The sequence below is a fragment of the Synechococcus sp. CS-603 genome (genome assembly GCF_977929215.1).
This window is the reverse complement of sequence record NZ_OZ376778.1, coordinates 1,437,253-1,460,746: the sequence shown is the minus strand read 5'-3', so window position 1 is coordinate 1,460,746 and position 23,494 is coordinate 1,437,253. Positions and strand designations below refer to the sequence as shown.

At 64.9% G+C, this 23,494-nt stretch carries 26 protein-coding genes and 1 tRNA gene; 14 read left to right on the top strand and 13 right to left on the bottom strand.

Annotated features, from left to right (window positions below; all coding sequences use genetic code 11):
- Positions 1-73: 73 nt before the first annotated feature.
- On the bottom strand, positions 74-547 hold the full coding sequence (locus ACXMDM_RS07685; RefSeq protein ID WP_259722945.1) for a hypothetical protein: 474 nt from the start codon (positions 545-547) through the stop codon (positions 74-76).
- 22 nt (positions 548-569) lie between these two features.
- Between ACXMDM_RS07685 and ruvA the strand changes: the two genes are divergently transcribed.
- The 4 genes from ruvA to ACXMDM_RS07665 are packed head-to-tail and all read left to right on the top strand — an operon-like array spanning position 570 to position 2,311.
- Entirely contained in the window at positions 570-1,232 is a 663-nt protein-coding gene (gene ruvA, locus ACXMDM_RS07680; protein ID WP_259722944.1) for a Holliday junction branch migration protein RuvA, read from the top strand.
- Between the two features lie 53 nt (positions 1,233-1,285).
- The gene (gene rpsO, locus ACXMDM_RS07675; protein WP_071801251.1) at positions 1,286-1,555 is read left to right on the top strand and encodes a 30S ribosomal protein S15; all 270 of its coding nucleotides are present in this window, start codon (positions 1,286-1,288) and stop codon (positions 1,553-1,555) included.
- An 8-nt stretch (positions 1,556-1,563) separates the two neighbouring features.
- Complete coding sequence (locus ACXMDM_RS07670; protein ID WP_259722943.1) at positions 1,564-2,016, top strand: PAM68 family protein; 453 nt, start codon at positions 1,564-1,566, stop codon at positions 2,014-2,016.
- A 49-nt stretch (positions 2,017-2,065) separates the two neighbouring features.
- Entirely contained in the window at positions 2,066-2,311 is a 246-nt protein-coding gene (locus ACXMDM_RS07665; RefSeq protein WP_071801249.1) for a GlsB/YeaQ/YmgE family stress response membrane protein, read from the top strand.
- 10 nt (positions 2,312-2,321) lie between these two features.
- Here ACXMDM_RS07665 and ACXMDM_RS07660 read toward each other — a convergent pair whose 3' ends face one another.
- Positions 2,322-2,972: a hypothetical protein gene (locus ACXMDM_RS07660; protein WP_499569318.1), complete on the bottom strand. Its 651-nt coding sequence runs from the start codon at positions 2,970-2,972 to the stop codon at positions 2,322-2,324.
- 467 nt (positions 2,973-3,439) lie between these two features.
- Between ACXMDM_RS07660 and ACXMDM_RS07655 the strand changes: the two genes are divergently transcribed.
- The 3 genes from ACXMDM_RS07655 to ACXMDM_RS07645 all read left to right on the top strand — a co-directional run bounded on the left by ACXMDM_RS07655 (position 3,440) and on the right by ACXMDM_RS07645 (position 5,205).
- Entirely contained in the window at positions 3,440-3,787 is a 348-nt protein-coding gene (locus ACXMDM_RS07655; RefSeq protein WP_259722941.1) for a sll1863 family stress response protein, read from the top strand.
- Between the two features lie 76 nt (positions 3,788-3,863).
- Positions 3,864-4,601, top strand: a complete 738-nt coding sequence (locus ACXMDM_RS07650; RefSeq protein WP_259722940.1) for a fructokinase — start codon at positions 3,864-3,866, stop codon at positions 4,599-4,601.
- 256 nt (positions 4,602-4,857) lie between these two features.
- The gene (locus tag ACXMDM_RS07645; RefSeq protein WP_259722939.1) at positions 4,858-5,205 is read left to right on the top strand and encodes a CsbD family protein; all 348 of its coding nucleotides are present in this window, start codon (positions 4,858-4,860) and stop codon (positions 5,203-5,205) included.
- A 464-nt stretch (positions 5,206-5,669) separates the two neighbouring features.
- Here ACXMDM_RS07645 and ACXMDM_RS07640 read toward each other — a convergent pair whose 3' ends face one another.
- The 9 genes from ACXMDM_RS07640 to ACXMDM_RS07600 all read right to left on the bottom strand — a co-directional run bounded on the left by ACXMDM_RS07640 (position 5,670) and on the right by ACXMDM_RS07600 (position 16,842).
- Positions 5,670-9,227, bottom strand: coding sequence for a DNA polymerase III subunit alpha (locus ACXMDM_RS07640; RefSeq protein WP_259722938.1), 3,558 nt, complete (start codon positions 9,225-9,227; stop codon positions 5,670-5,672).
- Positions 9,228-9,319: 92 nt separating this feature from the next.
- Entirely contained in the window at positions 9,320-10,780 is a 1,461-nt protein-coding gene (gatA, locus tag ACXMDM_RS07635; RefSeq protein ID WP_259722937.1) for an Asp-tRNA(Asn)/Glu-tRNA(Gln) amidotransferase subunit GatA, read from the bottom strand.
- A 30-nt stretch (positions 10,781-10,810) separates the two neighbouring features.
- On the bottom strand, positions 10,811-11,059 hold the full coding sequence (locus ACXMDM_RS07630) for a DUF1816 domain-containing protein (RefSeq protein WP_259722936.1): 249 nt from the start codon (positions 11,057-11,059) through the stop codon (positions 10,811-10,813).
- A gap of 64 nt (positions 11,060-11,123) precedes the next feature.
- Positions 11,124-13,151 (bottom strand): 23S rRNA (guanosine(2251)-2'-O)-methyltransferase RlmB, encoded by a 2,028-nt coding sequence (gene rlmB, locus ACXMDM_RS07625; RefSeq protein WP_259722935.1) that lies wholly within the window; start codon positions 13,149-13,151, stop codon positions 11,124-11,126.
- Entirely contained in the window at positions 13,148-13,558 is a 411-nt protein-coding gene (locus tag ACXMDM_RS07620; protein WP_259722955.1) for a ribonuclease III domain-containing protein, read from the bottom strand. Before ACXMDM_RS07620 ends, rlmB begins: the two co-directional genes overlap by 4 nt.
- A gap of 19 nt (positions 13,559-13,577) precedes the next feature.
- The gene (locus ACXMDM_RS07615) at positions 13,578-13,928 is read right to left on the bottom strand and encodes an STAS domain-containing protein (RefSeq protein WP_259722934.1); all 351 of its coding nucleotides are present in this window, start codon (positions 13,926-13,928) and stop codon (positions 13,578-13,580) included.
- 112 nt (positions 13,929-14,040) lie between these two features.
- Positions 14,041-15,195 (bottom strand): glutamine-hydrolyzing carbamoyl-phosphate synthase small subunit, encoded by a 1,155-nt coding sequence (gene carA / locus ACXMDM_RS07610; protein WP_259722933.1) that lies wholly within the window; start codon positions 15,193-15,195, stop codon positions 14,041-14,043.
- A gap of 15 nt (positions 15,196-15,210) precedes the next feature.
- Entirely contained in the window at positions 15,211-16,296 is a 1,086-nt protein-coding gene (trpD, locus tag ACXMDM_RS07605; RefSeq protein WP_259722932.1) for an anthranilate phosphoribosyltransferase, read from the bottom strand.
- A 219-nt stretch (positions 16,297-16,515) separates the two neighbouring features.
- Positions 16,516-16,842: a DUF3288 family protein gene (locus tag ACXMDM_RS07600; RefSeq protein WP_259722931.1), complete on the bottom strand. Its 327-nt coding sequence runs from the start codon at positions 16,840-16,842 to the stop codon at positions 16,516-16,518.
- A 115-nt stretch (positions 16,843-16,957) separates the two neighbouring features.
- On the opposite strand from ACXMDM_RS07600, the gene ACXMDM_RS07595 reads away from it, so the two are divergent.
- The 7 genes from ACXMDM_RS07595 to ACXMDM_RS07565 all read left to right on the top strand — a co-directional run bounded on the left by ACXMDM_RS07595 (position 16,958) and on the right by ACXMDM_RS07565 (position 20,865).
- Positions 16,958-18,706 (top strand): ABC transporter ATP-binding protein, encoded by a 1,749-nt coding sequence (locus ACXMDM_RS07595; protein ID WP_071801237.1) that lies wholly within the window; start codon positions 16,958-16,960, stop codon positions 18,704-18,706.
- Between the two features lie 120 nt (positions 18,707-18,826).
- Positions 18,827-19,090 (top strand): hypothetical protein, encoded by a 264-nt coding sequence (locus ACXMDM_RS07590; protein ID WP_071801236.1) that lies wholly within the window; start codon positions 18,827-18,829, stop codon positions 19,088-19,090.
- Between the two features lie 24 nt (positions 19,091-19,114).
- On the top strand, positions 19,115-19,873 hold the full coding sequence (msrA, locus tag ACXMDM_RS07585) for a peptide-methionine (S)-S-oxide reductase MsrA (protein WP_071802226.1): 759 nt from the start codon (positions 19,115-19,117) through the stop codon (positions 19,871-19,873).
- Between the two features lie 4 nt (positions 19,874-19,877).
- Entirely contained in the window at positions 19,878-20,216 is a 339-nt protein-coding gene (locus ACXMDM_RS07580) for a hypothetical protein (RefSeq protein ID WP_499569313.1), read from the top strand.
- Between the two features lie 5 nt (positions 20,217-20,221).
- A complete protein-coding gene (locus ACXMDM_RS07575) occupies positions 20,222-20,407 on the top strand; it encodes a hypothetical protein (RefSeq protein ID WP_071801234.1) in 186 nt (61 codons plus the stop codon).
- Positions 20,408-20,458: 51 nt separating this feature from the next.
- On the top strand, positions 20,459-20,776 hold the full coding sequence (locus ACXMDM_RS07570; protein WP_186437607.1) for a hypothetical protein: 318 nt from the start codon (positions 20,459-20,461) through the stop codon (positions 20,774-20,776).
- Between the two features lie 15 nt (positions 20,777-20,791).
- Positions 20,792-20,865 (top strand) — tRNA-Pro (locus ACXMDM_RS07565).
- 44 nt (positions 20,866-20,909) lie between these two features.
- Here ACXMDM_RS07565 and ACXMDM_RS07560 read toward each other — a convergent pair.
- Entirely contained in the window at positions 20,910-22,457 is a 1,548-nt protein-coding gene (locus tag ACXMDM_RS07560; RefSeq protein WP_259722929.1) for a glycine betaine ABC transporter substrate-binding protein, read from the bottom strand.
- Positions 22,429-23,418 carry a CHAD domain-containing protein gene (locus tag ACXMDM_RS07555; protein ID WP_259722928.1) on the bottom strand — a complete coding sequence of 330 codons (990 nt, stop codon included), beginning with the start codon at positions 23,416-23,418 and terminating at the stop codon, positions 22,429-22,431. Before ACXMDM_RS07555 ends, ACXMDM_RS07560 begins: the two co-directional genes overlap by 29 nt.
- Positions 23,419-23,494: the final 76 nt, after the last annotated feature.

The window sequence follows — 23,494 nt, the reverse complement described above, 5'->3', positions numbered from 1 at the left end:
GGCGACTCGACACGCAAGCTGAAGCCGCCTGCCGCCCGTTGGGCAGGCCAAAAGAACCGTAACCCTGAGAGCCTCAATTCTTCATCGGCAGTGGATCAATCAACCAACCCTGGGCGCCGACGGCCTCAGTGGGCCGTGCCAACCGCCAGCTCTGGCCTTTCTCTCCCCGCTGCAGGAACAGCTCGAAGCTGCTGTCGACCCGGTAGGGGGCGTCGGCCAGCCGCCAGTCGAACTGGCCGGTGAGGTGCAGCCCTTTGGCCTCGCCGATTGTCACGGTCTCCTGCCCTTCCACCCGCACCCGGCTCACCTGCGGCGGCCCCGGCGCCGGCAGCTCAAGCGCCTGGGCGATGGAGTCTTGGGTGAGGGCAATCTGCAACTCCAGGGCATCGAGGAGCACCTGGCGGGGCGGCTGGCCGGCAGCCTGGCAACCGCCCAGGCCGAGCAGAAGCAGCACAAGCGCCACCAGGCTGATCAACGGCCCAACAACCCGATACCCAACAAACAGTGGTTGCCGGCGGCTGGCGGGAATGGGCAGAGCGGGCAGCATGGGGTGTCGTCAACACATCCCCATGATCGGCTGGCTGCAGGGCACCGTGGCGGAGCAGTGGCAGCAGGGCAATCGCTGTGGCCTGCTGCTCTGCTGCCAGGGCGTGGGCTACGAGGTGCAACTCACCCGGCGCCAGTGGGATGGCCTGCCCCAGGGGGGCTGCAGCCTGGTGCTCTACATCCACCAGTCGATCCGCGAAGACGGCTGGACCCTGTTCGGCTTTGTGGCGCGCCACGAGCGTGATCTGTTCCGCCTGCTGGTGGCCGTCAGTGGCGTCGGCCCGCAGATGGCCCTGGCCCTGCTTGGGGCCATGCCCACCGAGGAGCTGGTTCGGGCGATCGTGCAGGCCGACCTGCGCCTGCTCTCCACAGCGCCCGGCGTGGGCAAACGCACCGCGGAGCGCCTGTCTGTTGAACTGCGCAGCAAGCTGTCCGAGGCCTTCGGAGCCGGCTCCCCGGCAGCGCTGGAAGTCCCAGACGCTCCTGGAGCAGCCGGCAGCAGCGCCAACGGCCCGCTCCAAGCCACCCGCGACGACGTGCAGATCACCCTGGCGGCCCTGGGTTACGAGCCGCTTGAAATCAACCGGGCGCTGCGGGCCGTGGGCCAGCAGGGGCTGGAGCCAACGCTGGGGGCAGACGCCTGGCTGAAGGAGAGTCTGGTCTGGTTGGCGCAGCAGGCGGCCTGAGGGCAGCCGGGGCGGTAAGTTGTTTCTTTGCACCGACAGGGCTCGACGCCGGCATGCCGCTCAATACCACCAAAAAGCAGGAACTGATCAACGGCCATCAGACCCACGGCACCGACACCGGCTCGGTCGAGGTCCAGGTGGCGATGTTGAGCGCCCGGGTCGTTCAGCTCACCGGCCACCTGCAGCAGAACAAGCACGACTTCTCCTCCCGTCAGGGCCTGCTGAAGATGATCGGGCGCCGCAAGCGGCTGCTCGGCTACCTCCGCGCCCAGAGCGAGGAGCGCTACAGCCAGTTGATCGCCAAGCTCGGCATCCGGGGCTGATCCCCGCCATGGCCGCCAAGCGCAAGCCGCTCCCCTTTAAGCCGCAGGGCCCTTCTGGCAAGCCGGCTTCTGGCAAGGCAGCTTCTGGCAAGCAGAAAGGCGATAAGCCGGCTTCGGGAGGCAACGTGATCCCGAGGGCCGTGGCCAATCGCATGGCCGTGCGCATCGCCATCGCCACCGGGGTGCCCTCGGTTCTGGGCATGGCCGTGTTCGTGGCCAGCTACCTGCTGGTGAGCCGCGGCATCTTCGACATTCCGCCCGTGCTCACCCTGGCCACATCCGGCGGCTGCTTCCTGCTCGGCCTGGTGGGGCTCAGCTACGGAGTGCTTTCGGCCAGCTGGGAGGACAAGCCTGGCAGCACCCTGGGTTTTGAGCAGATCGGCGTCAACATTCCGCGGCTGCGCGCCTCGATCCGGGCCATGGGCCAGGGCAGCGGCAGCAAGACACCCCCTGCGGGCTGAGCCCAGCAGACCATTTAGCCTCAGTTCGTCCCTACAGAGACCGCTGACCATGAACGTTCTCTGGTTTCTGCTGGTGGGTGTGATCGCCGGCTGGCTGGCGGGGCTCCTGGTCAGAGGCGGTGGCTTCGGCCTGATCGGTGACCTGGTGATCGGCATCATCGGTGCCCTGATCGGTGGCCTGTTCTTCAGCGGTCTGGCCGGTGCCGTCGGCGGTGGCCTGCTGGGCAGCCTGGTGGTAGCCACCCTCGGCGCCGTGATCCTGCTGGTGATCGTGCGCGTGCTCAAGCGCGCCTGAGGGCCGCCCGTCAGCTGCAGTCGCCCTTCTTGGTGTAGGTAATGGAGCGATAGCGACCGTTGGTGGTGCGAACCGCCACGCACTGGTTCGTCCTGGGCTGTTTCCAGTAGCTGAAGGTGCTGTCAGCCAGCTTGGTGCCACCGCGGTAGCTGTAGCCCTTGGAGGTCAGGGTTCGCAGGGCTTGGCACCCGCGTTCACCCACCAGCGAACTGGTGTCGGCCTTATGGTCATCATCCTCGAAACGAACATTTGGATTCTGGACATTGTCGAGACGCACCGAAAGCTGACGCGGCTGGCCATCCGTCCAGCTGAACACCTCATGATCGGATTGGGCCTGGTGCCGCACATTGCGGATGCCGGAGTGGGTCTGCACGCTCAGGGCCTGAACACCCGGACCGGAGAAATTGAAATTGGTGCCGTCATCGAGCGTGACGACATCGGCATCGACATCCCCAGACCTTTTGTGTTTGAAGACGCAGTGTCCATTGAAGGCCTCGAAGCCACCGCTCATGAGCTTGCAGCGGCCTTGAGCCTTGACCAGCAGCTCAGCCATGGCTGCCGGGGCGAAAGGGGCCGAAAGCTGCGGAGTTTTGACGAAAACGACAAACCATGAGGGAAAGCGGCAATTGGGACGGAGAAGCGCTCTGCGCAGGCGATCCATCCAGCCATCGATCGCGCCAACATTGACCTGGTGGTTGAAGTCAAAGCCAGATCGATTGGGTCTCTCGATTGCTGCCTATCAGCATGAACTGACAGGCATAGTTTGCCAACACCAATTGGACTCCAAGCAAGGGTCCACGCTCGGTGTTGATGATGATTCAATCATGAGTGGGCCCTTCGCGAGAAAAAAGGGCTTGATTCATACTACCAATGGCACTGGCGTAGCAGACAGATACACGACCAAAAGCTCAGATACCGCATCACGATACAGAAGATCTTAAGGATTAATACAGGTCAATGGTGATCACTGAGAGATTTTTGGACAAGCTGAAGAGGCGCGTCCTGATAGCATGGATCCACTCACATGTAGCTGGTCACAAAGTTAAACCACGGTTCCGGTTCTTCGGGCAGATTTGTCGAGCTACGCCGTTGAGTTGAAATCAACTGATCCAACCTTAGACAGACACCATGAGCAACACGTCTCAGCCGCCCATCAGCAACCAAGCTGATGGGCAAAGCCAAGTGGATGAGCAACTCAAGCAAGCCATCCTCGCCAAAAAGCAGGCACAAATTGAGGCTTGGTCTCACCAGATCGAGACACTCAAACAAACACTGCAAAGCATCTCGTCGGAAGTCCGCAACGAAACCGAGAAGCGAGTGGCGGAGCTAACCGAGGCCCGAGATCAAGCCCATTCGCAGGCAGAGAGGCTGAAACAAGCTACCCAAGCAAACTGGGAAGCACTGCTAATACAGACAGATCACCTCTTCCAAGACTTAGCCACACGATTTCACAATTTTGCGGAAAAAGACAACTAAGACACAAAACCAACTTCAGCCTGATGGCCAATCAGAAGATACTCCTAAATGCATCGTTGATCACGATAATTATTGCTTGCAGCCCTACTCCCTCCATCACCGCAACAACATGATTTCCAACACTTTGCATGGCTCCAGCAGTAATCTTCCCGCCAAGGAGTCAGCTTCCTCAATGAGCGCTACAGATATTCCAGCAGTTGTTGAGTTCTCCGCCGTCTATAGCGCAGCCTGTGCTTCCACCCAAACACCTGCTGGCCTGGTGGAAGCCATGATGCCAATCGTTTCAAAAGCCTCTTGGCTGCTGATCACCAGCAATTCCCTGATTTGCGCAACAGAGGACACAACGCTGACGATGATTCTTGAGCGTTCGATACCGCTTGGGGTTGACATCGCCCTTGACGTGGCCTGGCAACCCAGTTCCTGGGATCTGGAGCCAGGCTCGAAGCCAACGCATGAAATCCTCAGACGATTCCACCACTTGGCCCAAGAGGCAACGTTGATCCACAGCACCCCAGAGGAAGCGGTGGAATTCTTTTCATCTCAGAATCCTTTGACGATTCATCGTTCGCTCTCTCACCAGCCAGGAGTGGTCATCACGGGTCTAGATGGATCTGTTGATTTGTGCCTCGGTGGAAGGACGGGCACCATGGGGACACACATGCTCAGTCATCAAGACAATTTCTTCAAAGCTCTGATTGAGTGCTTTGTTGACAAACCTGAGTTGCTGGGGAATGCGGGTTCGGGTCCGGGCACTGATGCCATGGCCGATCCTGACGGGCTCACGGATGCGTTGCTTGCGGCAGCAACAAAATAGGCAACGTCTCCTCCATGGCCCTGTTTGGTGCCCCGATCGGAGTTATGGACTGACGTTCCATGTCTTCAGCGGTACCTGTCCCAGTTCCAGGGCTTAAACCTGCCTGGAATTGCATAAGCACGGCGACTCATCAATCAATTCAGAACCTGGAGATTTTCAGCTGTTGTCCGTATCAAGGGATTCTCAGCAGCATTTCCGTGGCCAGCGGCCAGCCTTCTGGCTACCTATGAGGTTGGCCCTTGCAACTGTGGATGCCATGACAACGGACAGGACGCGTCCACTCAGACTGATTCTGTCGGTGATCGTCTTGATCATCTCACTGGTTGTTCAAGCTCCTGCCATGGCCTTGAGCAGCCATCCCGCCAACCATCCCTTCGCAGCACGATTCATGTCTAAAGATTTAAATGCCACAGCCAAAGATGCCGAAGGCCGGCTTGAAGCAGCCCACGGCGATCTGACCGGTGATATGGGTGAAAAAATCAAGGGACAGGCCAAGCAGGTCCAGGCTTCCGCCATGCAGGCGGGATCCGATCTCAAGCAAGGACTCAAGTCTGCCGTCGGCAAACTCGGTGAAGCCACATCAGACGCTGCAGACAAGATGTGATGACCTGAGCATGAAGGCCTGACCCCTCTTTAACGGAGTGGAACTCAGCTTCAACAGAAACCGACTTCGCTCCAGAGACCTTCTAAACTGGAGTGGCCATTAACCACAAGGGGCACTCCTGTCTCTCCAAGTCTTGGGCTCTTTGACTCAAGACTTGGGGACCAATCAAGATAGGGATAACAAAACTAGCCGATCAGCCTCGGCTAGTTTGTGCATGGGCGCTGTGATCATGGAAGGAAGAAGCACCGCCCGTCCAAGGCCTGAGGCGTTAGCCCCATTCACCTGTCGCTGCTTAATCAAGCAGTTGGAGCGCAAAGAGACATTAACCATGGCCAAAGCTATCTGCCGGCGAGAGGCGATTCGGAAGTTCGGCCTTTGATCACTAATACCGGCTTTGACCCCACGTCCAGGCCTTAATCCAGCGACAATCCAGCGACCGGGGACGATCGGATCCCGCCCTCCGTTCAGACCAGCTGCAGCGGTGTGCGCAACCGGGCGGTGAAGGCAGCGGCCGTGAGGGTATAGAGGGCGGCTTCGCCATCGCGCACGCAGAACTGGTGGCCGAGGCGCACGTAGCGGGCCTGCTCCTGGTGATGAACCAGCGCCACCACGGGGATGCGCAGGCCGGCGTCGTCCTGGCCGAGGCGGTGCTGCACCAGGCACTCGCGCAGTTGGTGTTGCACGCTGATGTCGGCGGCCTGCTCGGCATCGAGGTCCACCATCAGCAACTGCAGCTCGTCGATGGCGCGGCAATCGTCAACGATCAGCTGCACCCTGTCGTCGCGGCGGTCAACAGAGGCCCAGAGCAGCAGGCGCGCATCCACCATCAGGTGGTCAGCCAGGCGGGCATAGGTTTTCGGGAACACCACCGCTTCGGCGCTGCCGCTGAGATCTTCGAGCTGGAGCACGGCCATCCGATCGCCCTTGCGCGTGGTCAGGGGCCGCAGTTCAGCCACCATCGCCACCACACTCACGCGGGCCTTGTCGGCCTGCTCCTCCAGGCTGGCCAGGCCGATCGGGGTGAGCAGCCGCATCGGCCCCGAGAGCTGCTTGAGCGGGTGGTCGGAGAGGTAGAAGCCCACCAGCTCCTTCTCCAGTTTCAGCTTCTCGTTGGGGGGGTAATCGGCCACGGGAGCAGCCTTCGGCGCCGTGGCCAGATCGCCACCAGCCGGAGATGGCGTTGCTGAAGGAGTTCCTGAATCCGGGGCAGGATCCGCAGCCGCACCGGCGAGCAGATCGAAGAGGTTGCCCTGGCCGCTGGCCCGGTCTTTCGCGCGGGAGGTGGCCCAATCGAGCACCAGATCCAGATCCGCCATCAACTGGGCGCGGTTGCCACCGGCCTCAAGGGCATCGAGCGCCCCGCAGTGGATCAGCGATTCCAGCGCCCGGCGGTTGAGCAGCTGGCCGGAGATGCGGTCGCAGAGGTCGGCCAGGCTCACGAACGGTCCGCCGCTGATGCGGGCTTCCAGCAGCTGGCGGATCGCACCATCGCCGAGGTTGCGCACCGCCGAGAGGCCAAACAGGATGCGCTCACCGGTGGGGGTGAAGTCGATGCCGGAGGCATTCAGATCAGGCGGCATCACCTCGATGCCCATCGCCTGACAGTTGGCGATATAACGCTGCACCTTGTCGGTGCTGCCGGCATTGACCGTGAGCAGCGCCGCCATGTAGGCGACCGGGAAGTGCGCCTTGAGGTAAGCGGTTTGGTAGGTGACCGCGCCGTAGGCGGTGGAATGGCTCTTGTTGAAGCAGTATTCGGCAAACAGCACCATCTGCTCAAACAAGGCTTCAGCCACCGTGCCCATCACACCCCGGGAGGTGGCACCCTCCACGAATTGATGGCGGTGTTTCTGCATCTCCGCCACCTTCTTCTTGCCCATCGCCCGGCGCAGCAGGTCGGCTTCGCCGAGTGAATAACCAGCCAGATCCTGGGCGATCCGCATGATCTGCTCCTGATACACCATGATCCCGTAGGTCTCCTTCAGGATCGGCTCCAGCGCCGGACAGGCGAACTCAATCGCTTCGCGGCCGTGCTTGCGGTTGATGAACTTGGGGATCAGGCCGGCATCGAGTGGGCCTGGTCGATACAACGCCAGGATCGAAGAGATGTCTTCCAACGAGGAGGGCTTGAGATCGCGCACGATCTGGCGCATGCCGCTCGATTCGAGCTGGAAGATACCTTCGAGATCGCCGCGGGCGAGCAGGGCAAAGGTGGCGTCGTCAAAGGCCGGAAGGGCATCAGGATCGATCCTTTCGCCGGTGTTCTGCTCAACGAGATCAATGGTTTTCTCGATCATGGTGAGGTTGCGCAGACCGAGGAAGTCCATCTTCAGCAGCCCCATCGCCTCCACGTCTTCCATGAAGTATTGGGTGATCACCTGGCCGTCGTTGTTGCGCTGCAGCGGCACCAGTTCATCGAGCGGTTCCGCGGCAATCACCACCCCGGCGGCATGAACACCGAAGGTTTTGTTGGTGCCCTCGATCCGGCGGGCCATATCCACCCAGCGCTGCACCACCGGATCTTTCTCATACTTCTCCCTGAATTCCGGCGCCGGTGAATCGGGGCCGATCATCTCGGCGAGCTTGGCGGGCTTGCCGCGCACCACAGGAATCAACTTGGCGAGGCGGTCGGCATCGCCATAGGGAATGTCGAGCACCCGGGCCACATCCTTGAGCACCGCCTTCGAGGTCATGCGGTTGAAGGTGATGATCTGGGCCACCTTGTCGGCGCCATAGCGCTCGGTCACATACTCGATCACCTCGCTGCGGCGCTCGATGCAGAAATCGGTGTCGATGTCAGGCATCGACTGGCGCTCCGGGTTGAGGAAGCGCTCGAACAGCAGGCCGTGCTCCACCGGATCCAGCGCCGTGATCCCCAGGGCGTAGGCCACCAAGGAACCGGCCGCCGAGCCCCGCCCGGGCCCCACCGGGATGCCCTGCTCGCGGGCATAGCGGATGTAATCCCAGACCACCAGGAAGTAGGTGGGGAAGCCCATCTGCTCCATCACCTGGAGCTCAAAGGCCAGCCGCTCGCCATACAGCGGCTCGAACGGATCGGCGTCCTGCAGGTTCAGCCGCTGGCGCAGGCCCTGCTCACTCACCTCGCGCAGGTAGCTCACCGCCGTGTGCCCAGCCGGGATCGGGAAGCGGGGCATCTGCTGACGCCCGAGGATGTCGTAGGCCTCCACTTTGTCTGCCACCACAACGGTGTTGGCGATCGCCCGGGCCACCACCTCAGGCTCGAGATGGTCGGCGAACAGCCGCCCCATCTCCTCCTCACTCTTGATGTATTCGGTGCCCGTGTAGCGCAGGCGTTTGACGTCGCTCACCAACTTGCCGGTGAGCACGCAGAGCAGGGCGTCGTGGGCCTCTACGTCGTGGCGGGTGAGGTAGTGGGCGTCATTGGTGGCGATCAGCTCGATGCCCAGCTCGGCGGCGATGCGCACGATCTCGCCATTGACGATCCGGTCTTCCGGGGATCCGTGATCCTGGATCTCCAGGTAGAAGTCGTCGCCGAAGAGCTCCTGATAGAAGCGGGCCACATCGCGGGCCACATCCGGGCGACCCTTGAGGATCGCCTGGGGAATCTCACCGCCCAGGCAGGCGGTGGCCACGATCAATCCCTCGCTGTACTGGCGCAGCAACTGCTTGTCGATGCAGGCGCGCGAGAAGATGCCCCGGCCGCGCATGCCGCGCAGGTGGCTGAGGCTGGTGAGCTTGACGAGATTGCGATAGCCGGTGGCGTTCTTGGCCAGCACCACCAGGTGGTAACGGCGTTCCTTCTTCGGCTGCGGATCATCGATCGAGCCGTTGATCACATACATCTCGTTGCCGATGATCGGCTTGATGCCCGCCTTGGTGCAGAGCTTCAGCAGCTCGATCGCCCCATACATCACACCGTGATCGGTGAGCGCCAGCGCCGGCATGCCCAGCTCCACGGCCCGCTCCACCATCTGCGGCAACTGACTGGCCCCGTCCAGCAGGCTGTAGTCGCTGTGGTTATGAAGGGGAACGAAGGCCAAGGGCGTCGCGTGGCTTCGCCACCACAGGATGGGGTAAGCCTACCGGCGAACCACCAGATCTGGTGCTTTCAGCCGCTCCCAGGCGCTGTGCCTCAGGCCACCAGTGCCGCCTCGGGCCGGCTGTCCATCACCCGCGCGGCCAGCTCGTAGTGGTGGGCCACCTGCAGCAGGCGGGGCTCCTGGAGCACGCCAGTGATCAGTTGCAGGCCGATCGGCAGGCCAGCGGAATCAAAACCGCAGGGCAGGCTGATCGCCGGCAGGCCGGCCATGTTCGCCGGGATCGTCAGCAGGTCGGCGAGATACATGGCCAGGGGGTCATCGGCATGGGCGCCGAAGCGGAAGGCCGTGGTGGGCGCCGTCGGGCTGAGCAGCACATCAACACCCTCAAAGGCCCGGTCGAAATCGCGGCGGATCAAGGTGCGCACCTGCTGCGCTTTCTTGTAGTAGGCATCCATGTAGCCGGCCGAGAGGGCATAGGTGCCGATCAGGATGCGACGTTGCACCTCTTCGCCGAACCCTTCGGTGCGGCTGCGGGCCGTCATCTCCGCCAGGCTGCCGGCCTGCTCGGAGCGGTAGCCGTATTTGACGCCGTCGTAGCGGGCCAGGTTGGCGGAAGCCTCCGACGGGGCGATCACGTAGTAGGTAGCGATGCCGTCGTTGAAGCGCGGGCAGCTCACATCCACCAGCTCGCAGCCCAGGGCCTGCAACTGGTCGGCGGCGGCCATCACGGCGGCGGCAACCTCTGGAGCCAGGCCGTCCTGCTCGAAGCATTCCTTGATCAGGCCCACCCGCAGACCAGCCACCGGTTGCTGCAGGGCGGCTGTGTAATCGGGAACAGGCACATCCAGGCAGGTGCCATCACGGGGATCGGCGCCGGCGATCACCTGGAGCAGGGCTGCCGCATCGGCGACGCTGGTGCTGAAGGGGCCCACCTGATCGAGCGAACTGGCGAAGGCCACCAAACCCCAACGGCTCACCCGGCCGTAGGTGGGCTTGAGCCCGACCACGCCGCAGAAGGAGGCGGGCTGGCGGATCGAGCCGCCGGTATCGGAGCCCAGGGCTGCCATCGCCTCACCGGCGGCCACCGCCGACGCACTGCCGCCTGAACTGCCGCCTGGCACCCGCTCGGGGTCCCAGGGATTGCGGCTGGGGCCAAAGGCGGAGGTCTCCGTCGAGCTGCCCATGGCGAACTCGTCGAGGTTGGTTTTACCCAACAGCACCGCGCCGGCTTGCCAGAGGCGTTCGGTGACGGTGGATTCGTAGGGCGGAACAAAGTTCTCCAGCATGCGGCTGGAGCAGGTGGTGCGAATCCCCTTGGTGCAGAGGTTGTCCTTGATCGCCAGTGGCACCCCGGCCAGGGGAGGCAAGGGCTCACCGGCGGCCAGGCCGGCATCGATGCGGTCGGCATCAGCCCGGGCCCGCTCGGCGGTGACCTCCAGAAAGGCGTGGACGGTGGGGTCTAAGGCCGTGATCCGGGCGAGATGGTGGTCGGTGAGCTCGCGGGCGGACAGCTCCTTGCTCTGCAGTTGCTGCCGCCATTCAGCGATCCCCATGGCGTCCGTGTCGGCGATGGGGCGACGCTATCAGCCGGGGTTGAGCTCTTCGGTGAGCGGCTCACCCCGGCGCACCCGCAGCAGGTCATGGCTCAATGAAGCCGGCGCTTCCGAACGCAGATCCGCCAGGAAGGCCGGCAGTTTGGCCTCCAGGTGCCGGCGGCGCACAAACGGCCCAAACCAATAGATGACATTGGGGCCTTTGGTTTCGACCTTCGCCCACCAGGCCAGGCCCAGGCCATTGGCAAGTCCGCGCAGCACCTGAAGCAGGGGATTCATCTTGGCCCTTCGTGTCGGGCCATTCTGCCGATCGCCCCACGGGCCTGATGGCGTTGCGCTGACCTCACAGCTGGATGTCTCCTTGAAACGACGACGGCACCCCTCCGGCCTCCTCCATCTGCTCGCCCAGGATTGTGTCCTCGCTCGAGGGTGTCTCCGCGCTCGCTACCTCCTCGGGAACAACGTGGCCGTTGGAGGGTGTGGCTTGGCCGTGCCGATCCCGCTCGACAACGATCGGGGAACCAGCGGAGCTGGTCTCGGTGGTGGTCTGAACGGGATCCTGGTCGGGGTCGGGGTTAAAGGCGAAGTCGGGGTCCCCTGAAGCCTGAGCTTCGGTTTCAGCTTCGACTTCTTCTGCATCGGCTTCGAAATCGGTTTCGGAATCCGTTTCAGCTTCGGATCCGGAATCGGAATCGCTCAAGACAACGGGCTCCGCTTCGGCCTCAGGCACGGCAGATCCAACAGGTCCATCTGACTGAACAGATCCAACAGAGGCGAGGGCCAAGGCGCCCTCCTCAAAGGGTTCGATGTCCGTGCTGGAAGCGTCAGCAGCCGGTGTTTTGGCGCCGGAAGCGGCGGCCTTGCTCGGCAGCTGGGGCCGGACGAGGCGCGGGGCTGGAGCCGTGCCGGTGATCGACTTCATCCAGCCGCGGCGGGCCACTTCATAGAGCAGCAGGGCGGTGGCCACAGAGGCGTTCAGGCTGGGGGTGGCGCCGCGCAGCGGAATGCGAATCAGTTGGTCGCAATGCTTGCGGGTGAGCATCGAGAGGCCCTGGGATTCAGAGCCGGTCACCACCACCAGGGGTCCGTCGAGGTCGGCCTCGATCAGGCTGACCGTGCCCTCTTCAGCCAGGCCGACAACCCGGTAACCCTCGTCCTTGAGCTGCTCAAGCGAGCGGTTGAGGTTGATCACCTTGGCCACCGGCAGATGCTCCAGGGCGCCGGCAGCCACCTTGGCCACCGAGCCGGTCAGGCCGGCATTGCGCCGCTGGGGCAGCACCAGACCGTGGGCACCGAGCGCTTCGGCACTGCGCACGATCGCCCCAAGGTTGTGGGGGTCGGTCAGGCCATCCACCGCCATCAGCAGCGGCGGCTCACCGAGCCCCCGGCAGCCCTCGATCAAGGTGCCCAGATCAAGGGTTTCGGCAGCGGCGGCCTGCAGGACAATGCCCTGGTGCACAGCGCCACCGGTGATCTGGCCCAGCCGTGCCCAGGTCACCTCTTCAACCAGCACCCCTCCCGCCTTGGCCTCCCGCAACAACTGCAGGAAGCGCGGCGCGAAACGCAGCTCAGGCGTGCACCAGATGCGATGGATCGGCCGCTCGGCTTCCAGGGCGGCCAGGGCTGGATGGCGGCCCCAGACCATGTCCTCGGCCGGTTCAACCCCGAAGCGATCCGATTCACCGCTTGGCTCCAGAACATCGTTCCCGTCCCGGCCCGCTCCAGCAGGAGTGGAGGGGCGCCCGCCGCCGCGGGCGGGCCGATCAAAGGAGGAGGGCCGGCCTCCAAACGATGGCCTGCCACCAGAGGACGGCCTGCCACCGAACGATGGCCTGTCCCCGAAAGGCGGCTTGTCGCCGTAGGACGGCCGGCCACCAAAGGCAGGCTTGCCACCAAACGACGGCTTACGGCCAAAACTTGGCTTATCCCCGCTGCGGTCTGCAAACGACGGCCTGCCACCACCTCCTGACCCTGGCCGGGAGCCAAACGTGGGCTTGCCCCCAAACGAGGGCTTGTCAGCAAAGGAAGGTTTTCCGTAGGCGGGTTTTCCGTAGGCGGGTTTGCCAAAAGCAGGCTTGCCGTAGGCCGGCTTCGCACCGCCTGGTCTGTCGCCGGAATCGGCGCGGCGGGCACCCGGCCTCGCCGGGATCACCCGGGCGGGGCGACCTTCGCCGCCAGCACGCCTGTCGTTGTCGCGCCCTTCACGGTTTCCAGCCGATCCCCCTGAACCTGACGATCCACCAGTGGGCGATCCCCGCCAATCCCTCTTGGGGCCACTGAACCGCGACGGTTTACCGCCGCGGGGAGCGGGCCCGGAGCGATCACCGTCCTCTCCTCCCCCAGGCCTGCGGCGCTCAATACGTGGGGTCATGGCAGATCGGGCAAGGGGTCGGGGCCGGGCTGTTCAAGTTGATCCAGCAGCTGTGCAAGCCGTCCGGGGTTCCGCAGAAAGAGCCAGCCCACCATTGTCTCAAATCCCGTGGCCCGGCCATAGACGGCCGGGTCGCCGCGCCGTGGTCCACGCCCGGCCCGGTTGCGTCCCCGTCGCACCCAGTCGCGTTCCACCGTGCTCAGCAGGGGCTCCAAGCGCTCAAGGGCCCCGGCCTGGGCGTCGGCGCGAACTTCTTCGACAACGGAACGATGCAGGGAGTCGCTGCGACCGGGTTGCCGGCAGTGGCGCAGCCGCTGGTGCAGTTCCCAGACCGCATCGCCCAGCCAGGCCAGCTGCAGTGGACCAAGTTCGCTGCCAACCGGCGTCTGGGCCTGGATCTGACGCAGCCACTCGCCGGTGGGGAGATCAGGCGGCGGTGAGGGCACCAAGGGCCGTGGCGAGGTCGGGCTGGAGATGAAGAAACTCCTCGAGCCTCACCAACTTGATGGTCTGAACGACGCGGGCATTGCCGACGACCAGAAAGCGGATGCTGTCGTCGCTGCAGAGCTTGGCGAGCTGGACGAGCACCCCGAGGCCGGAGGAATCGATGTAATCGATATGGGTCAGATCCAGGAGGACAGGCAGGCTCGCCTTGCCCTTGTGCAAAACGACGTAGTCCTTGAATTGTTTGTCGGAGTAGGCATCCAGTTGGCCCGTGAAGCTGAACAGCAGGCAAGTGGGCCGCTTCTCGATCCCACCCCGCAAAGACACGGTCAATCGCTGCAATTCAGGAATGTCCCTAAGCCCCTAGGCGTGACGGCGATGGAAGTGTAGGGAGTGAATGGGAGAAGGACTCAAGCCAACACAAAATCAGCAAATTTCTGCCGATTCAGGCGCTGCGACGCTCCGCCATCAAGGCCACGAAACGGCCGAAGTGGTGATCGGCATCGTGGGGACCCGGGCTGGCTTCCGGGTGGTACTGAATCCCGAAAACCGGTTGGTGACGGTGGCGCAGGGCCGCCACGGTGTCGTCGTTGAGGTTGCGGTGGGTGATCTCCACCTGATCGCCTGGCAAGGAGGCGGCCTCGAGGGCGAACCCGTGGTTCTGGCTGGTGATCTCCACCAGCCCCCGGCCGCCACAGGGATGGTTCAGACCCCGATGGCCGAAGGTCAGCTTGTAGGTGCTGCCGCCGAGGGCCAGGCCAAGAATCTGATGGCCAAGGCAGATCCCGAACGTGGGCAGATCGGCCTGCGCCAGCAAGCCCTCCGCCAGCCGGATACCGGCCGTCACGGCGGCTGGATCACCGGGACCATTGGAGAGGAAGACCCCTTCAGGGGCCAGGGACAGCACCTGCTCGATGCCGCTGTCAGCCGGCAGCACGCTGACCTGACAGCCATGGGCGGCCAGGCGCTCAAGGATGCCCCGTTTGATGCCGAAATCGATCGCCACGACCCGGTAGGGATCGCTGGGACGGGCCTGCTGGCGTTGATCAAAGCCTGCCTGGCAAAGCTCGTTCCACTGGTAGGGCTCCTTGGTGCTCACCTGCGCGGCCAGGTTGAGGCCCTCCATCGACGGGCTCTGGCGAACCTGCTCCAGCAGGCTGTGGGGATCGCTGCCATCGCTGCTGATCGCTCCATTGATGGCGCCGCCGTCACGCAAGCGCCGCACCAGGGCGCGGGTATCAACACCGGCGATGCCCACCACCCCATGGCGCTCGAGCCAGCTGGCCAAGGAGCCACTGGAGCGCCAGCTGCTTGGGGCCGGAGCCAGCTGGCGGGCGATCACGCCGCGCACTTGAGGGGAATCGGCTTCTTGATCCTCGGCATTGATGCCGGTGTTGCCCAATTCCGGGTAGGTGAAGTTGACCAGCTGACCGACGTAGCTGGGATCGGTGATCACCTCCTGGTAGCCGGTCATGCCGGTGTTGAACACCACTTCGCCGATGGCGGTTCCAACCGCCCCGAAGGCAAGGCCGCGCAGCAAGGTGCCATCTGCCAGCACCAGCAGCGCCTCACCAGGGGCAGGGGGAGAAGTGGCAGTCAACGGCGCTGAAGCTTGTTAAGGCCATTGTCCCGCACCAGCCGAACCAGCAGCAGGCCCGCTTGGATCCAGCGCGTCACGCAAGGCCAGCAGCCGCTGCCAGCTCTGGCCCGTGGCCATCACGGCCATGGCCTGCTCCAGCCCTTCTCGAATCGAGGCGGCCTCGGCGGCGGCCCAGAGCACCAGCGCGGCATTCAACGCCACCACCTGCCGTTGGGCCAGGCTGCCGCCCCCCTGCAGAACGTCCGCAAGGATCTGCTGGCTCGTGGCCAGGTCGCCGCCGGCGAGGGCCTCCAACGGAGCCGGCTGCAGACCCATCGCCGCTGGGTCGATCTCCAGGGCCTGCACGGCTCCCTGCTCCACCAGCCGCAACTGGCTTGGTCCCGCGAGGGAGGCCTCATCGAGGCCCCCGGCGCCATGGACCACCACGGCCCGCTCGACGCCGAGGCGGAGCAGGGCGTCGGCCATCGGTTCAAGCAGGTCCAGCCGGGCCACACCGATCACCTGGGCCTCGGGCACGAGCGGATTGACCAGTGGCCCGAGCAGGTTGAACACCGTGCGCACGCCCAGGCGCCGGCGCAGCGGAGCCAGGCCCACCAGGGCCGGATGCCAGCCAGGCGCGAACAGGAAGGTGACCCCACTGTGGGGCAGTGCCCCGATCACCGCACTGGGCGGAGCTTGGAGGTTGAGGCCGAGGGCTTCGAGCACGTCGGCGGAGCCCACCTTGCCGCTGGCACTGCGATTGCCGTGCTTGGCGACGCTGGCACCGCAGGCGGCGGCCACAAAGGCCACGGCGGTCGAGATGTTGAAGCTGCCCGCCCCATCACCCCCGGTGCCACAGGTGTCGACCAGGCGCAGCGAGGGCCGCGGGCAGGGCAGGGCCACGGCCTGGCGCAGCACCTGGGCCATCGCCGCCAATTCGACGCCGCTCACCCCTTTGCTCCGCAGGGCGGCCAGCAGGGCACCGGTGAGCTCGGGTTCAATCTGGCCGTCGATCCAGCCGCGCATCAGCCCCGTGGCCTCGAGCGCCCCCATCGATTCACCCTCCAGAAGCGTCTCCAGCAGGGCAGGCCAGGCGGTGGATGGGGCCGTGGATTGGGCCATGGATGGGGCCGTAGATGGGGACATCGGTCGGGGGAGGAAATCCAGAAGGATCCGGACAAAGGGATCCATTGAGTGGGTAGCTGAGTGGGCAGCCGCAGAGGCCGCAAGGCTCAGAAAAAAGCCCGGGTGCAAAGCACGCCGGGCCGGGTGATGGGGACCCGTTGATTATCCCCCTGAACGCTGAAATCTGAACGCTGAAATCCGGGCGATCGATGCGCTTCAGGGGGTGTCCTGGGCCGCCGTATCAAAACCACTGCCCACCGCATCGCCGCCCACCGCCATGCCTGGGCGGTAACCCGAAGACCAGAGAGTCCGGGTGCGCTGGTGCAGCTGGTCGCGGCTGAGACCCCAGTGGCGCAGGGTCTTGGCCAGGTCCAACTGGAGGTCTTCGGCGCCGGGAAAGCCGTCGTAGCGAATCAACAGCCGGGCCAGATCCACCAGCTGGGTCTCTTCGGGTTGCTCCACCGCGAGCAGCCCATCAATGACGTCCCGATCGGTGGCATGGAGGGGATGCACCTGGGCGGCGCCCTGGCTGAAATTCGTCATCGGCGGTCCCTGCCCATTGCGCCCTGCCCATTGCGACTGATGCTCAACTCTGGCATCGACGGCCGGCCGCGCGGCGCCAAGAGGATTCGTAGGTTGGAGGGCCCTGCCTGGCTCCATGGCCGCCATCCGACCCGGCCTGCTCTGGAAATACCTCCGCCCGCACCGCCGCGTGCTGGCCAAAGGCGCCGTGGCGCTGCTGGTGGTCAACCTCCTGAGCGTGATGATCCCCCTGATGGTCCGGGGTGTGATCGACGACCTGCAGGACGGGTTCGCCATCTCAGCCGTGTTGCGCCAGGCCGGCTGGATCGTCCTGCTGGCCAGCTTGATGGGGGTAGCCCGGCTGGTCTCCCGCATGCTGGTGTTCGGCGTTGGACGCCAGGTGGAGGCGAGCCTGCGCCAGCAGGTGTTCGAGCACATGCTGCGCCAGGAGCCGGGCTGGGTACAGACCGCCGGCAGCGGCGATGTCATCAGCCGCTCCACCAGCGATGTCGAGAACGTGCGGCGGCTGCTGGGTTTTGCCATTCTCAGCCTCACCAACACCGGCCTGGCCTATGCGCTCACCCTGCCGGCGATGCTGGCGATCGACCCGCTGCTGACCCTGGCAGCCGTGGGGCTCTATCCGGGCATGTTGATGGTGGTGCGCCTGTTCGGCGGCCGGATGATGCGGCAGCAACGGCGGCAGCAGGAATCGCTGGCCCATCTCTCCGATCTGATTCAGGAGGATCTCTCTGGAATCAGCGCCATCAAGATCTACGGCCAGGAGAACAACGAGCAGGAAGCCTTCGCCGAGCGCAATCGCGACTACCGCGATTCGGCCCTCTCCCTGGCCCGCACCCGCAGCACCCTGTTCCCGCTGCTGGAAGGAATTTCCTCGATCAGCCTGCTGCTGCTGCTCGCCTTCGGCAGCGGCCAGCTCGAGAGCGGCCGGCTGAGCATCGGCAATCTGGTGGCCCTGATCCTGTTTGTGGAGCGGTTGGTCTTCCCCACCGCCCTGCTGGGCTTCACCTTGAACACCTTCCAGACCGGGCAGGTGAGCCTGGATCGGGTGGAGGAGCTGCTCTCAAGGACGCCCCGCGTGGTCTCCCCGGATCAGCCGTTGCCGGCTGCGGTGGCAGGGCGCGGTGGCATCGAAGCCCGTGGCCTCACCGTTCGCTACGACGGCGCCCAGCGCGAGGCGCTCAGTGATGTGAGCTTCAGCCTGCATCCCGGCGAGCTGGTGGCCGTGGTGGGGCCGGTGGGATCCGGCAAGACCACCCTTGCCCGGGCCCTGGGCCGCATGGTTGAGGTGCCCGCACGGGCGCTGTTCATCGATGGTGTCGACGTCACCGACCTGGCGCTCCATGACCTCCGCCGCCTGGTGGCCCTGGTGCCCCAGGAGGGCTATCTGTTCACCGCCTCCCTGGCCGACAACCTGCGTTACGGCGATCCAGACGCCGACCTGGAGCGGGTGGAATCGGTGGCGCGGGAAGCGCGCCTGGAAGGCGACATCCGCGGCTTCCCGGACGGCTATCAGACCCTGGTAGGCGAACGGGGGATCACCCTCAGCGGCGGCCAGCGGCAACGGGCCGCCCTCGGCCGCGCCCTGATGGTGGACGCCCCGCTGCTGGTGCTCGACGATGCCCTGGCGAGCGTGGACAACAACACCGCCGCCGCGATTCTGAGCTCGATCCGTGAACAACGCGACCGCACGATCCTGATGGTCAGCCACCAGCTCTCGGCAGCGGCGGCCTGTGATCGGGTGCTGGTGCTCGACGACGGCCGCCTGGTGCAACAGGGCCGCCACCAGGAGCTGCTCGCTGAACCCGGCACCTACCGCCGCCTCTGGGAGCGGCAGAAGGCCGAAGAGCAGCTGCAGGTGGCCTGATCCACACCAAGACCAGCCGATCCGGCGATCAAACCGATAGGGCCGAACCAAACGAGTTGTTGACGTGAGCGATCAGAGGCTCCAACCGGCGCTTAGCTGGACCGATCCCGTGTTCACGCCATGGAGACCACCAAGGCCTACAAATTGCGGTGCACCCTCACCTTCGGCGACATCTACGGCCAGGTGCTGATCTGGATGGTGGTGATCTTCGTGAGCCTGGCGGCGGGCCTGGCCCTGATGGGCTCGAGCAAACCCATCTTTGCCCTGGTGGGCGTTGGCATGATCCTGGTGCTCTCGCTGCCGTTTCTGCTGTTCGCCTTCACCACCACCCTGCTGAACCACGTCTCCCTGGAGTCGGCGCCACAGGTCGAAACCCCTGCCTAGGGTTGCGGCAGCAGCATTTTGTCGGTGTTCGGACTGTTCACATCAACGGCCAGCAGCCCCAAAGGGAGGATCGTCACGGCCGAAGAAGCCCTGCCTGGGCGGCCCAGCCCGATCGCCACGGAAACCACCCATCAGGTGCTGGGGTCGGCCCTGAAGGCTGAACTGGAACCCAATCAACAGGAGGTTCTGTTCGGCTGCGGCTGTTTCTGGGGGGCAGAGAAGGGATTCTGGCGCCTGCCCGGTGTCGTGAGCACGGCGGTTGGTTATGCCGCCGGCCATACGCCGAATCCCACCTACGACGAGGTCTGCTCCGGCCGAACCGGCCATACCGAAGCGGTGCGGGTGGTCTGGAACACCGAGCAGGTGGGCTTCAGCGATCTGCTCAAGCTGTTCTGGGAATGCCACGACCCCACCCAGGGCATGGCCCAGGGCCATGACACCGGCAGCCAGTACCGCTCGGCGATCGTGACCCGCAACGCCGACCAGCTCAACCTCGCCCAAGCCAGCGCCCGCCACTACCAGGGCCAGCTCACGGCCGCAGGTTTTGGAGAAATCACCACGGAGATCGTGGCGGATCGCCCCTTCTTCTTTGCCGAAACCCATCACCAGCAATACCTGGCGAGGCCTGGCAGCCGCCCCTATTGCTCCGCCCGGCCCAGCGGAGTGCGGCTCACGCCTTTTCCAGGCAGTGCCTTCCTGCTGGCGCCAGAGGTCTGGGAGCAGTACGACTGGTCGGTGCAGCACTGCGTGCTGCGCAGCTCCAACACCCCGATCCGCCTCTGAGTAGATGTCAACCCGGTTTCACGCGCTGATCGCAGCCACTGCCTTGCTTCTCGAGCTGCCCGCCCAGGCGGCCGACCTGGCCGTGGGCTCTCCTTGGTGGGAGAACTACGACAGCCGCGACAGTTTTCTCTGCCGCAACCAGAGCAAGGTGATTGTCGAGCGCAACGACGCCCAGGCGGCCCTGATCTCCGGGAGATCTGTCACCACCCTGTTCCGGGAAACCTCCAGCCTGCCCGGTGTGCGCTATGGCAACGATTCCCTGCGCCTGATCCTCAGGGGCGATGAACTCACCGTGGAGCGTCTGCAGATGCGGATTCAGTGCCTGCGCACCGACCAGGTCTGAGCGCTATGGGCACCCTTCCTGATCGCACGGTGATTCTTCTGCTCGCGGCCACCCTGGGCCTGGTGTTCGCCATGGTCTTCTGGTATGCCCGCTTGAACGGGCCGCTGGAACCACCCCTGTTGTGGAAGGAGGCGCCGGCCCTGGAGGCCCCGCCCCAACGGACTCCCAAGCCGCAAGGCACCCTGCTCTGAACCGTCTTGGATCTACCCCCCAGGTCAGACGCCAAGCGCCACCTTCACCCTTTGCCAAAGGGTCTCGTCGAGCTCTATGGGCTGCTGGCCGTGCTGTTCGTGCTGGTGCCGGAATGGATGGCAGGCGGTGCCCTGGAGAGTTGGCCAGGCCAACGGCAGGGCGAAGCCATGCCCGTGGCCGCCAGTGCCTGGCGGCGTCAGCCCGAGCTGCGCCTCGCCGGTCTGAGCCTGTCCCAGTTGCGGCTGCTGGCACGCCGCCTACGGCTCTGGGGCTATGCCGGCCTGGGGCGGGAGCGGCTCACCACCAGGATCCTGCAGCAGCTGAAACGCCGTCGCCACTGGGAGAAATGGCTGCCCCAGGAGCTGTGATAGCTTCGCTTCAACCGGGGCGTAGCGCAGCTTGGTAGCGCACCACTTTGGGGTAGTGGGGGTCGTGGGTTCAAATCCCGCCGCTCCGATTCCACAGGGTTCACTTGTTCAGTGATCTGCTTTCTTTCACCCCTCAGCCCCGCCCTGGCGGGGTTTTTTCGTGGGCGGCAGTTGGCCACCCCTTGCCCTGGCGGAAGCGGCGCACCACAGCAGCCACTGATTCACCCTCGCCATCAACGGCGGCATTCATGCGGCGCATCTCCGCTTCGCTGATCTGGCCGGCGAGGCCGTTGAGCGCAGGCAGCAGCTGGGGCCAGCGGCGCAGGGCGGCCGCGTTGAACACCGGAGTGGCCTGATACGGGGGGAAGTACTGGCGATCGTCGTTGAGCCTGCGCAAGGCCAGGGTTTCGATCAGGCCGTTGGTGGAATCGCCGGCAATCAGATCCACCTGGCCTTCGGCCAGGGCCCGGTAGGTGAGGCCCAGGTCCATCTCCAGGGGCGCTTCCTTAAAGCGCAGGCCATAGAGCCGGGCCAGGCCGGGGTAGCCATCGGGGCGGCTGAGAAACTCAAAACCGAAACCCGCTCGCCACTGCGGCGTGTGCGGAGCCAACTGGGAGAGCCTGGTGAGGCCCAAGGCCTCCGCCTGGTCGTCACGGATCAGGATCGCGAAGCTGTTCTCAAAGCCCAGGGAGGGGAACATCTCGAGGTCGAAGCGTTGCCGGTAGAGCGTCCTGGCCCGCTCATACACCGCCTCGGCCCGGTCCAGCCCCGGCTGGGCCGGCAGGGGGGCCTGATTCAGCACCGAAGCCCAAGCGGTGCCGGTGTACTCCACGTAGCCGGCGATCTGGCCGGAACGCACCGCCTCATGGCAGATCTGGGTGCCGCCAAGGGCGAAGTCACGGCGCACGCTCAAGTTGGTCTCCGCTTCGATCTGCTGGGCCAGCAACTCCCCCAGCAGCAGCTGCTCGGTGAAGGCCTTCGAGCCGATCGCAAGGCTGGGTGCGGCGGTAGGCCTGGCCAGCCAGAGGCTGGCTGCCAGGGCCAGGGCCACAGCGAGCGCCAGGCCGGCGAGCAGGCGGCGACGGCTGGAGAGGGCCCAGTCGGCCAGCAAGGCCATCAGCGCCGCCGGAACCGCGCCCTGCAGGATCAGGCCGTTGTTGACCGTGGCGATGCCGCGGAACAGAAAAACGCCAAGCCCGCCAGCACCGATCGCCGCGGCGATCGTCGCCACCGCGATCGTGAGCACCGTGGCCACCCGCACCCCGGCCATCAACACCGGCAGGGCGAGCGGCACCTCCACACGCCAGAGGCGCTGGCGGCGGTTGAGCCCCAGGGCCATCGCCGCCTCCTTCAGCCCCTGCGGCACCAGGGTCAGGCCGGTGACGACCCCCCGCACCAGGGGCAGCAGGGCATAGAGGGAGAGGGCGACGATCGCCGGCCTTGCCCCCAGGCCGCCCACCAACGGCACGGTGATCAGCACACCAAAGATCGCCAGGCTCGGGATCGTCTGGATCGCGCTGACCACGGCCAGCACCGGGCCTGCCCAGCGCGGCCGCCGGCTAATCCAGAGCCCAAGGGGCAGGCTGATCGCCAGCGCCAGTGCCATGGCCACCGCCACCAGGGCCGCATGCTCCAGGCAGCGGTTCAGCAGTTCATCGGTGAGGGTCGCTCCGGACGGCATGGCCCGAAGGCGCCTGGGACAAGTCTGAGGCCATTGGAGCACTGGCAGGCGACTCTGGAGCAAGCAGACTGGCCTGCAGGGCCCTGCGGCTGTCATCGGCGAGCAGGTGCTCCGCCTGGCTCAGCCACTGCCCCCAGCGCTGCGCTTTCTGCAGTTCGATCAGCTGCTGCAGAGCTGGCAGGGTCCTGCGGCGGTCACGCCCCAGATAGTCGCCCAGTGCCGCCTCGAGCACCTGCAGGTCATGGAGATCACCGAGACAATCCTGGGCTTTGCTTAGGTCCCGGATCCAGTCGCTGAGCACGGCATGGCCGAACGGTTCTAGGTATTCGAGGGAATAGCGCACCCCCTTGAGGCACTTGCGCAGGTCATGCAGGGCGTTGTCGCTGGGATCGACAGCGAACCAACCGCCCTGCAGGAACAGATAGGCGCAGGCCCGGGTCTGCCACTCAAACAACCAGGAGCGCAGGGGGCGTTGTCCGATCGGCGTGAACCGGGGGGAGCGCTGCCACTTCTGCAGCTTGGAGAGCAGCGCGAGATAGGGGGCTCCGCGCAGGGTGTGGGCCAGGCCTGCAAAGGCCCGCTTGCGGTCCCGGCTCAGTTGCCTGAGCAGAGGCTTGAGGGCCTTCTGTTCCTTGCCGGGCAACTGGGGCAGCCAGGTGGAGCACAACTGGCCCCGCATCACATCGAGGTCGCGGCTGAGCCCGGTGTGGCGGGCCACCTTGGCGATGCGGCGGTCACGCACCGCCTCCGGTAGGACCAGCGCCGCATCGAACAGGCCCAGAGCCGTGCGCAGCCGTCTCAGCGTTACCCGCAGCTGGTGCAGGGATTCAGGATCCTGATCGGCCAGCACCTCAGCCTGCAGGTGTCCAAGCCGGCGGGTCTGCCGCTGGATCAAGCCGGCGGCATAGGCGCCGCTGCAGAGATCAGCTCTTGTTAGATCAGTGCTGGTTAGGTCAGCCATGGGCGCAGGTTGAGGCGATGGCCAGGGAGCCGCTGAAGCCAGCCTTCCATCCATAGACCACCGAGTCCAGCACCTC

Bases quoted from the DNA above. Each gene is read 5' to 3' on its own strand.
- ACXMDM_RS07685 (WP_259722945.1), bottom strand. From the start codon at position 547: ATGCTGCCCGCTCTGCCCATTCCCGCCAGCCGCCGGCAACCACTGTTT.
- ruvA (WP_259722944.1), top strand. From the start codon at position 570: ATGATCGGCTGGCTGCAGGGCACCGTGGCGGAGCAGTGGCAGCAGGGC.
- rpsO (WP_071801251.1), top strand. From the start codon at position 1,286: ATGCCGCTCAATACCACCAAAAAGCAGGAACTGATCAACGGCCATCAG.
- ACXMDM_RS07670 (WP_259722943.1), top strand. From the start codon at position 1,564: ATGGCCGCCAAGCGCAAGCCGCTCCCCTTTAAGCCGCAGGGCCCTTCT.
- ACXMDM_RS07665 (WP_071801249.1), top strand. From the start codon at position 2,066: ATGAACGTTCTCTGGTTTCTGCTGGTGGGTGTGATCGCCGGCTGGCTG.
- ACXMDM_RS07660 (WP_499569318.1), bottom strand. From the start codon at position 2,972: ATGGATCGCCTGCGCAGAGCGCTTCTCCGTCCCAATTGCCGCTTTCCC.
- ACXMDM_RS07655 (WP_259722941.1), top strand. From the start codon at position 3,440: ATGAGCAACACGTCTCAGCCGCCCATCAGCAACCAAGCTGATGGGCAA.
- ACXMDM_RS07645 (WP_259722939.1), top strand. From the start codon at position 4,858: ATGACAACGGACAGGACGCGTCCACTCAGACTGATTCTGTCGGTGATC.
- gatA (WP_259722937.1), bottom strand. From the start codon at position 10,780: ATGGGGATCGCTGAATGGCGGCAGCAACTGCAGAGCAAGGAGCTGTCC.
- ACXMDM_RS07630 (WP_259722936.1), bottom strand. From the start codon at position 11,059: ATGAATCCCCTGCTTCAGGTGCTGCGCGGACTTGCCAATGGCCTGGGC.
- rlmB (WP_259722935.1), bottom strand. From the start codon at position 13,151: ATGACCCCACGTATTGAGCGCCGCAGGCCTGGGGGAGGAGAGGACGGT.
- trpD (WP_259722932.1), bottom strand. From the start codon at position 16,296: ATGGCCCAATCCACGGCCCCATCCACCGCCTGGCCTGCCCTGCTGGAG.
- ACXMDM_RS07600 (WP_259722931.1), bottom strand. From the start codon at position 16,842: ATGACGAATTTCAGCCAGGGCGCCGCCCAGGTGCATCCCCTCCATGCC.
- ACXMDM_RS07595 (WP_071801237.1), top strand. From the start codon at position 16,958: ATGGCCGCCATCCGACCCGGCCTGCTCTGGAAATACCTCCGCCCGCAC.
- ACXMDM_RS07590 (WP_071801236.1), top strand. From the start codon at position 18,827: ATGGAGACCACCAAGGCCTACAAATTGCGGTGCACCCTCACCTTCGGC.
- ACXMDM_RS07580 (WP_499569313.1), top strand. From the start codon at position 19,878: ATGTCAACCCGGTTTCACGCGCTGATCGCAGCCACTGCCTTGCTTCTC.
- ACXMDM_RS07575 (WP_071801234.1), top strand. From the start codon at position 20,222: ATGGGCACCCTTCCTGATCGCACGGTGATTCTTCTGCTCGCGGCCACC.
- ACXMDM_RS07560 (WP_259722929.1), bottom strand. From the start codon at position 22,457: ATGCCGTCCGGAGCGACCCTCACCGATGAACTGCTGAACCGCTGCCTG.
- ACXMDM_RS07555 (WP_259722928.1), bottom strand. From the start codon at position 23,418: ATGGCTGACCTAACCAGCACTGATCTAACAAGAGCTGATCTCTGCAGC.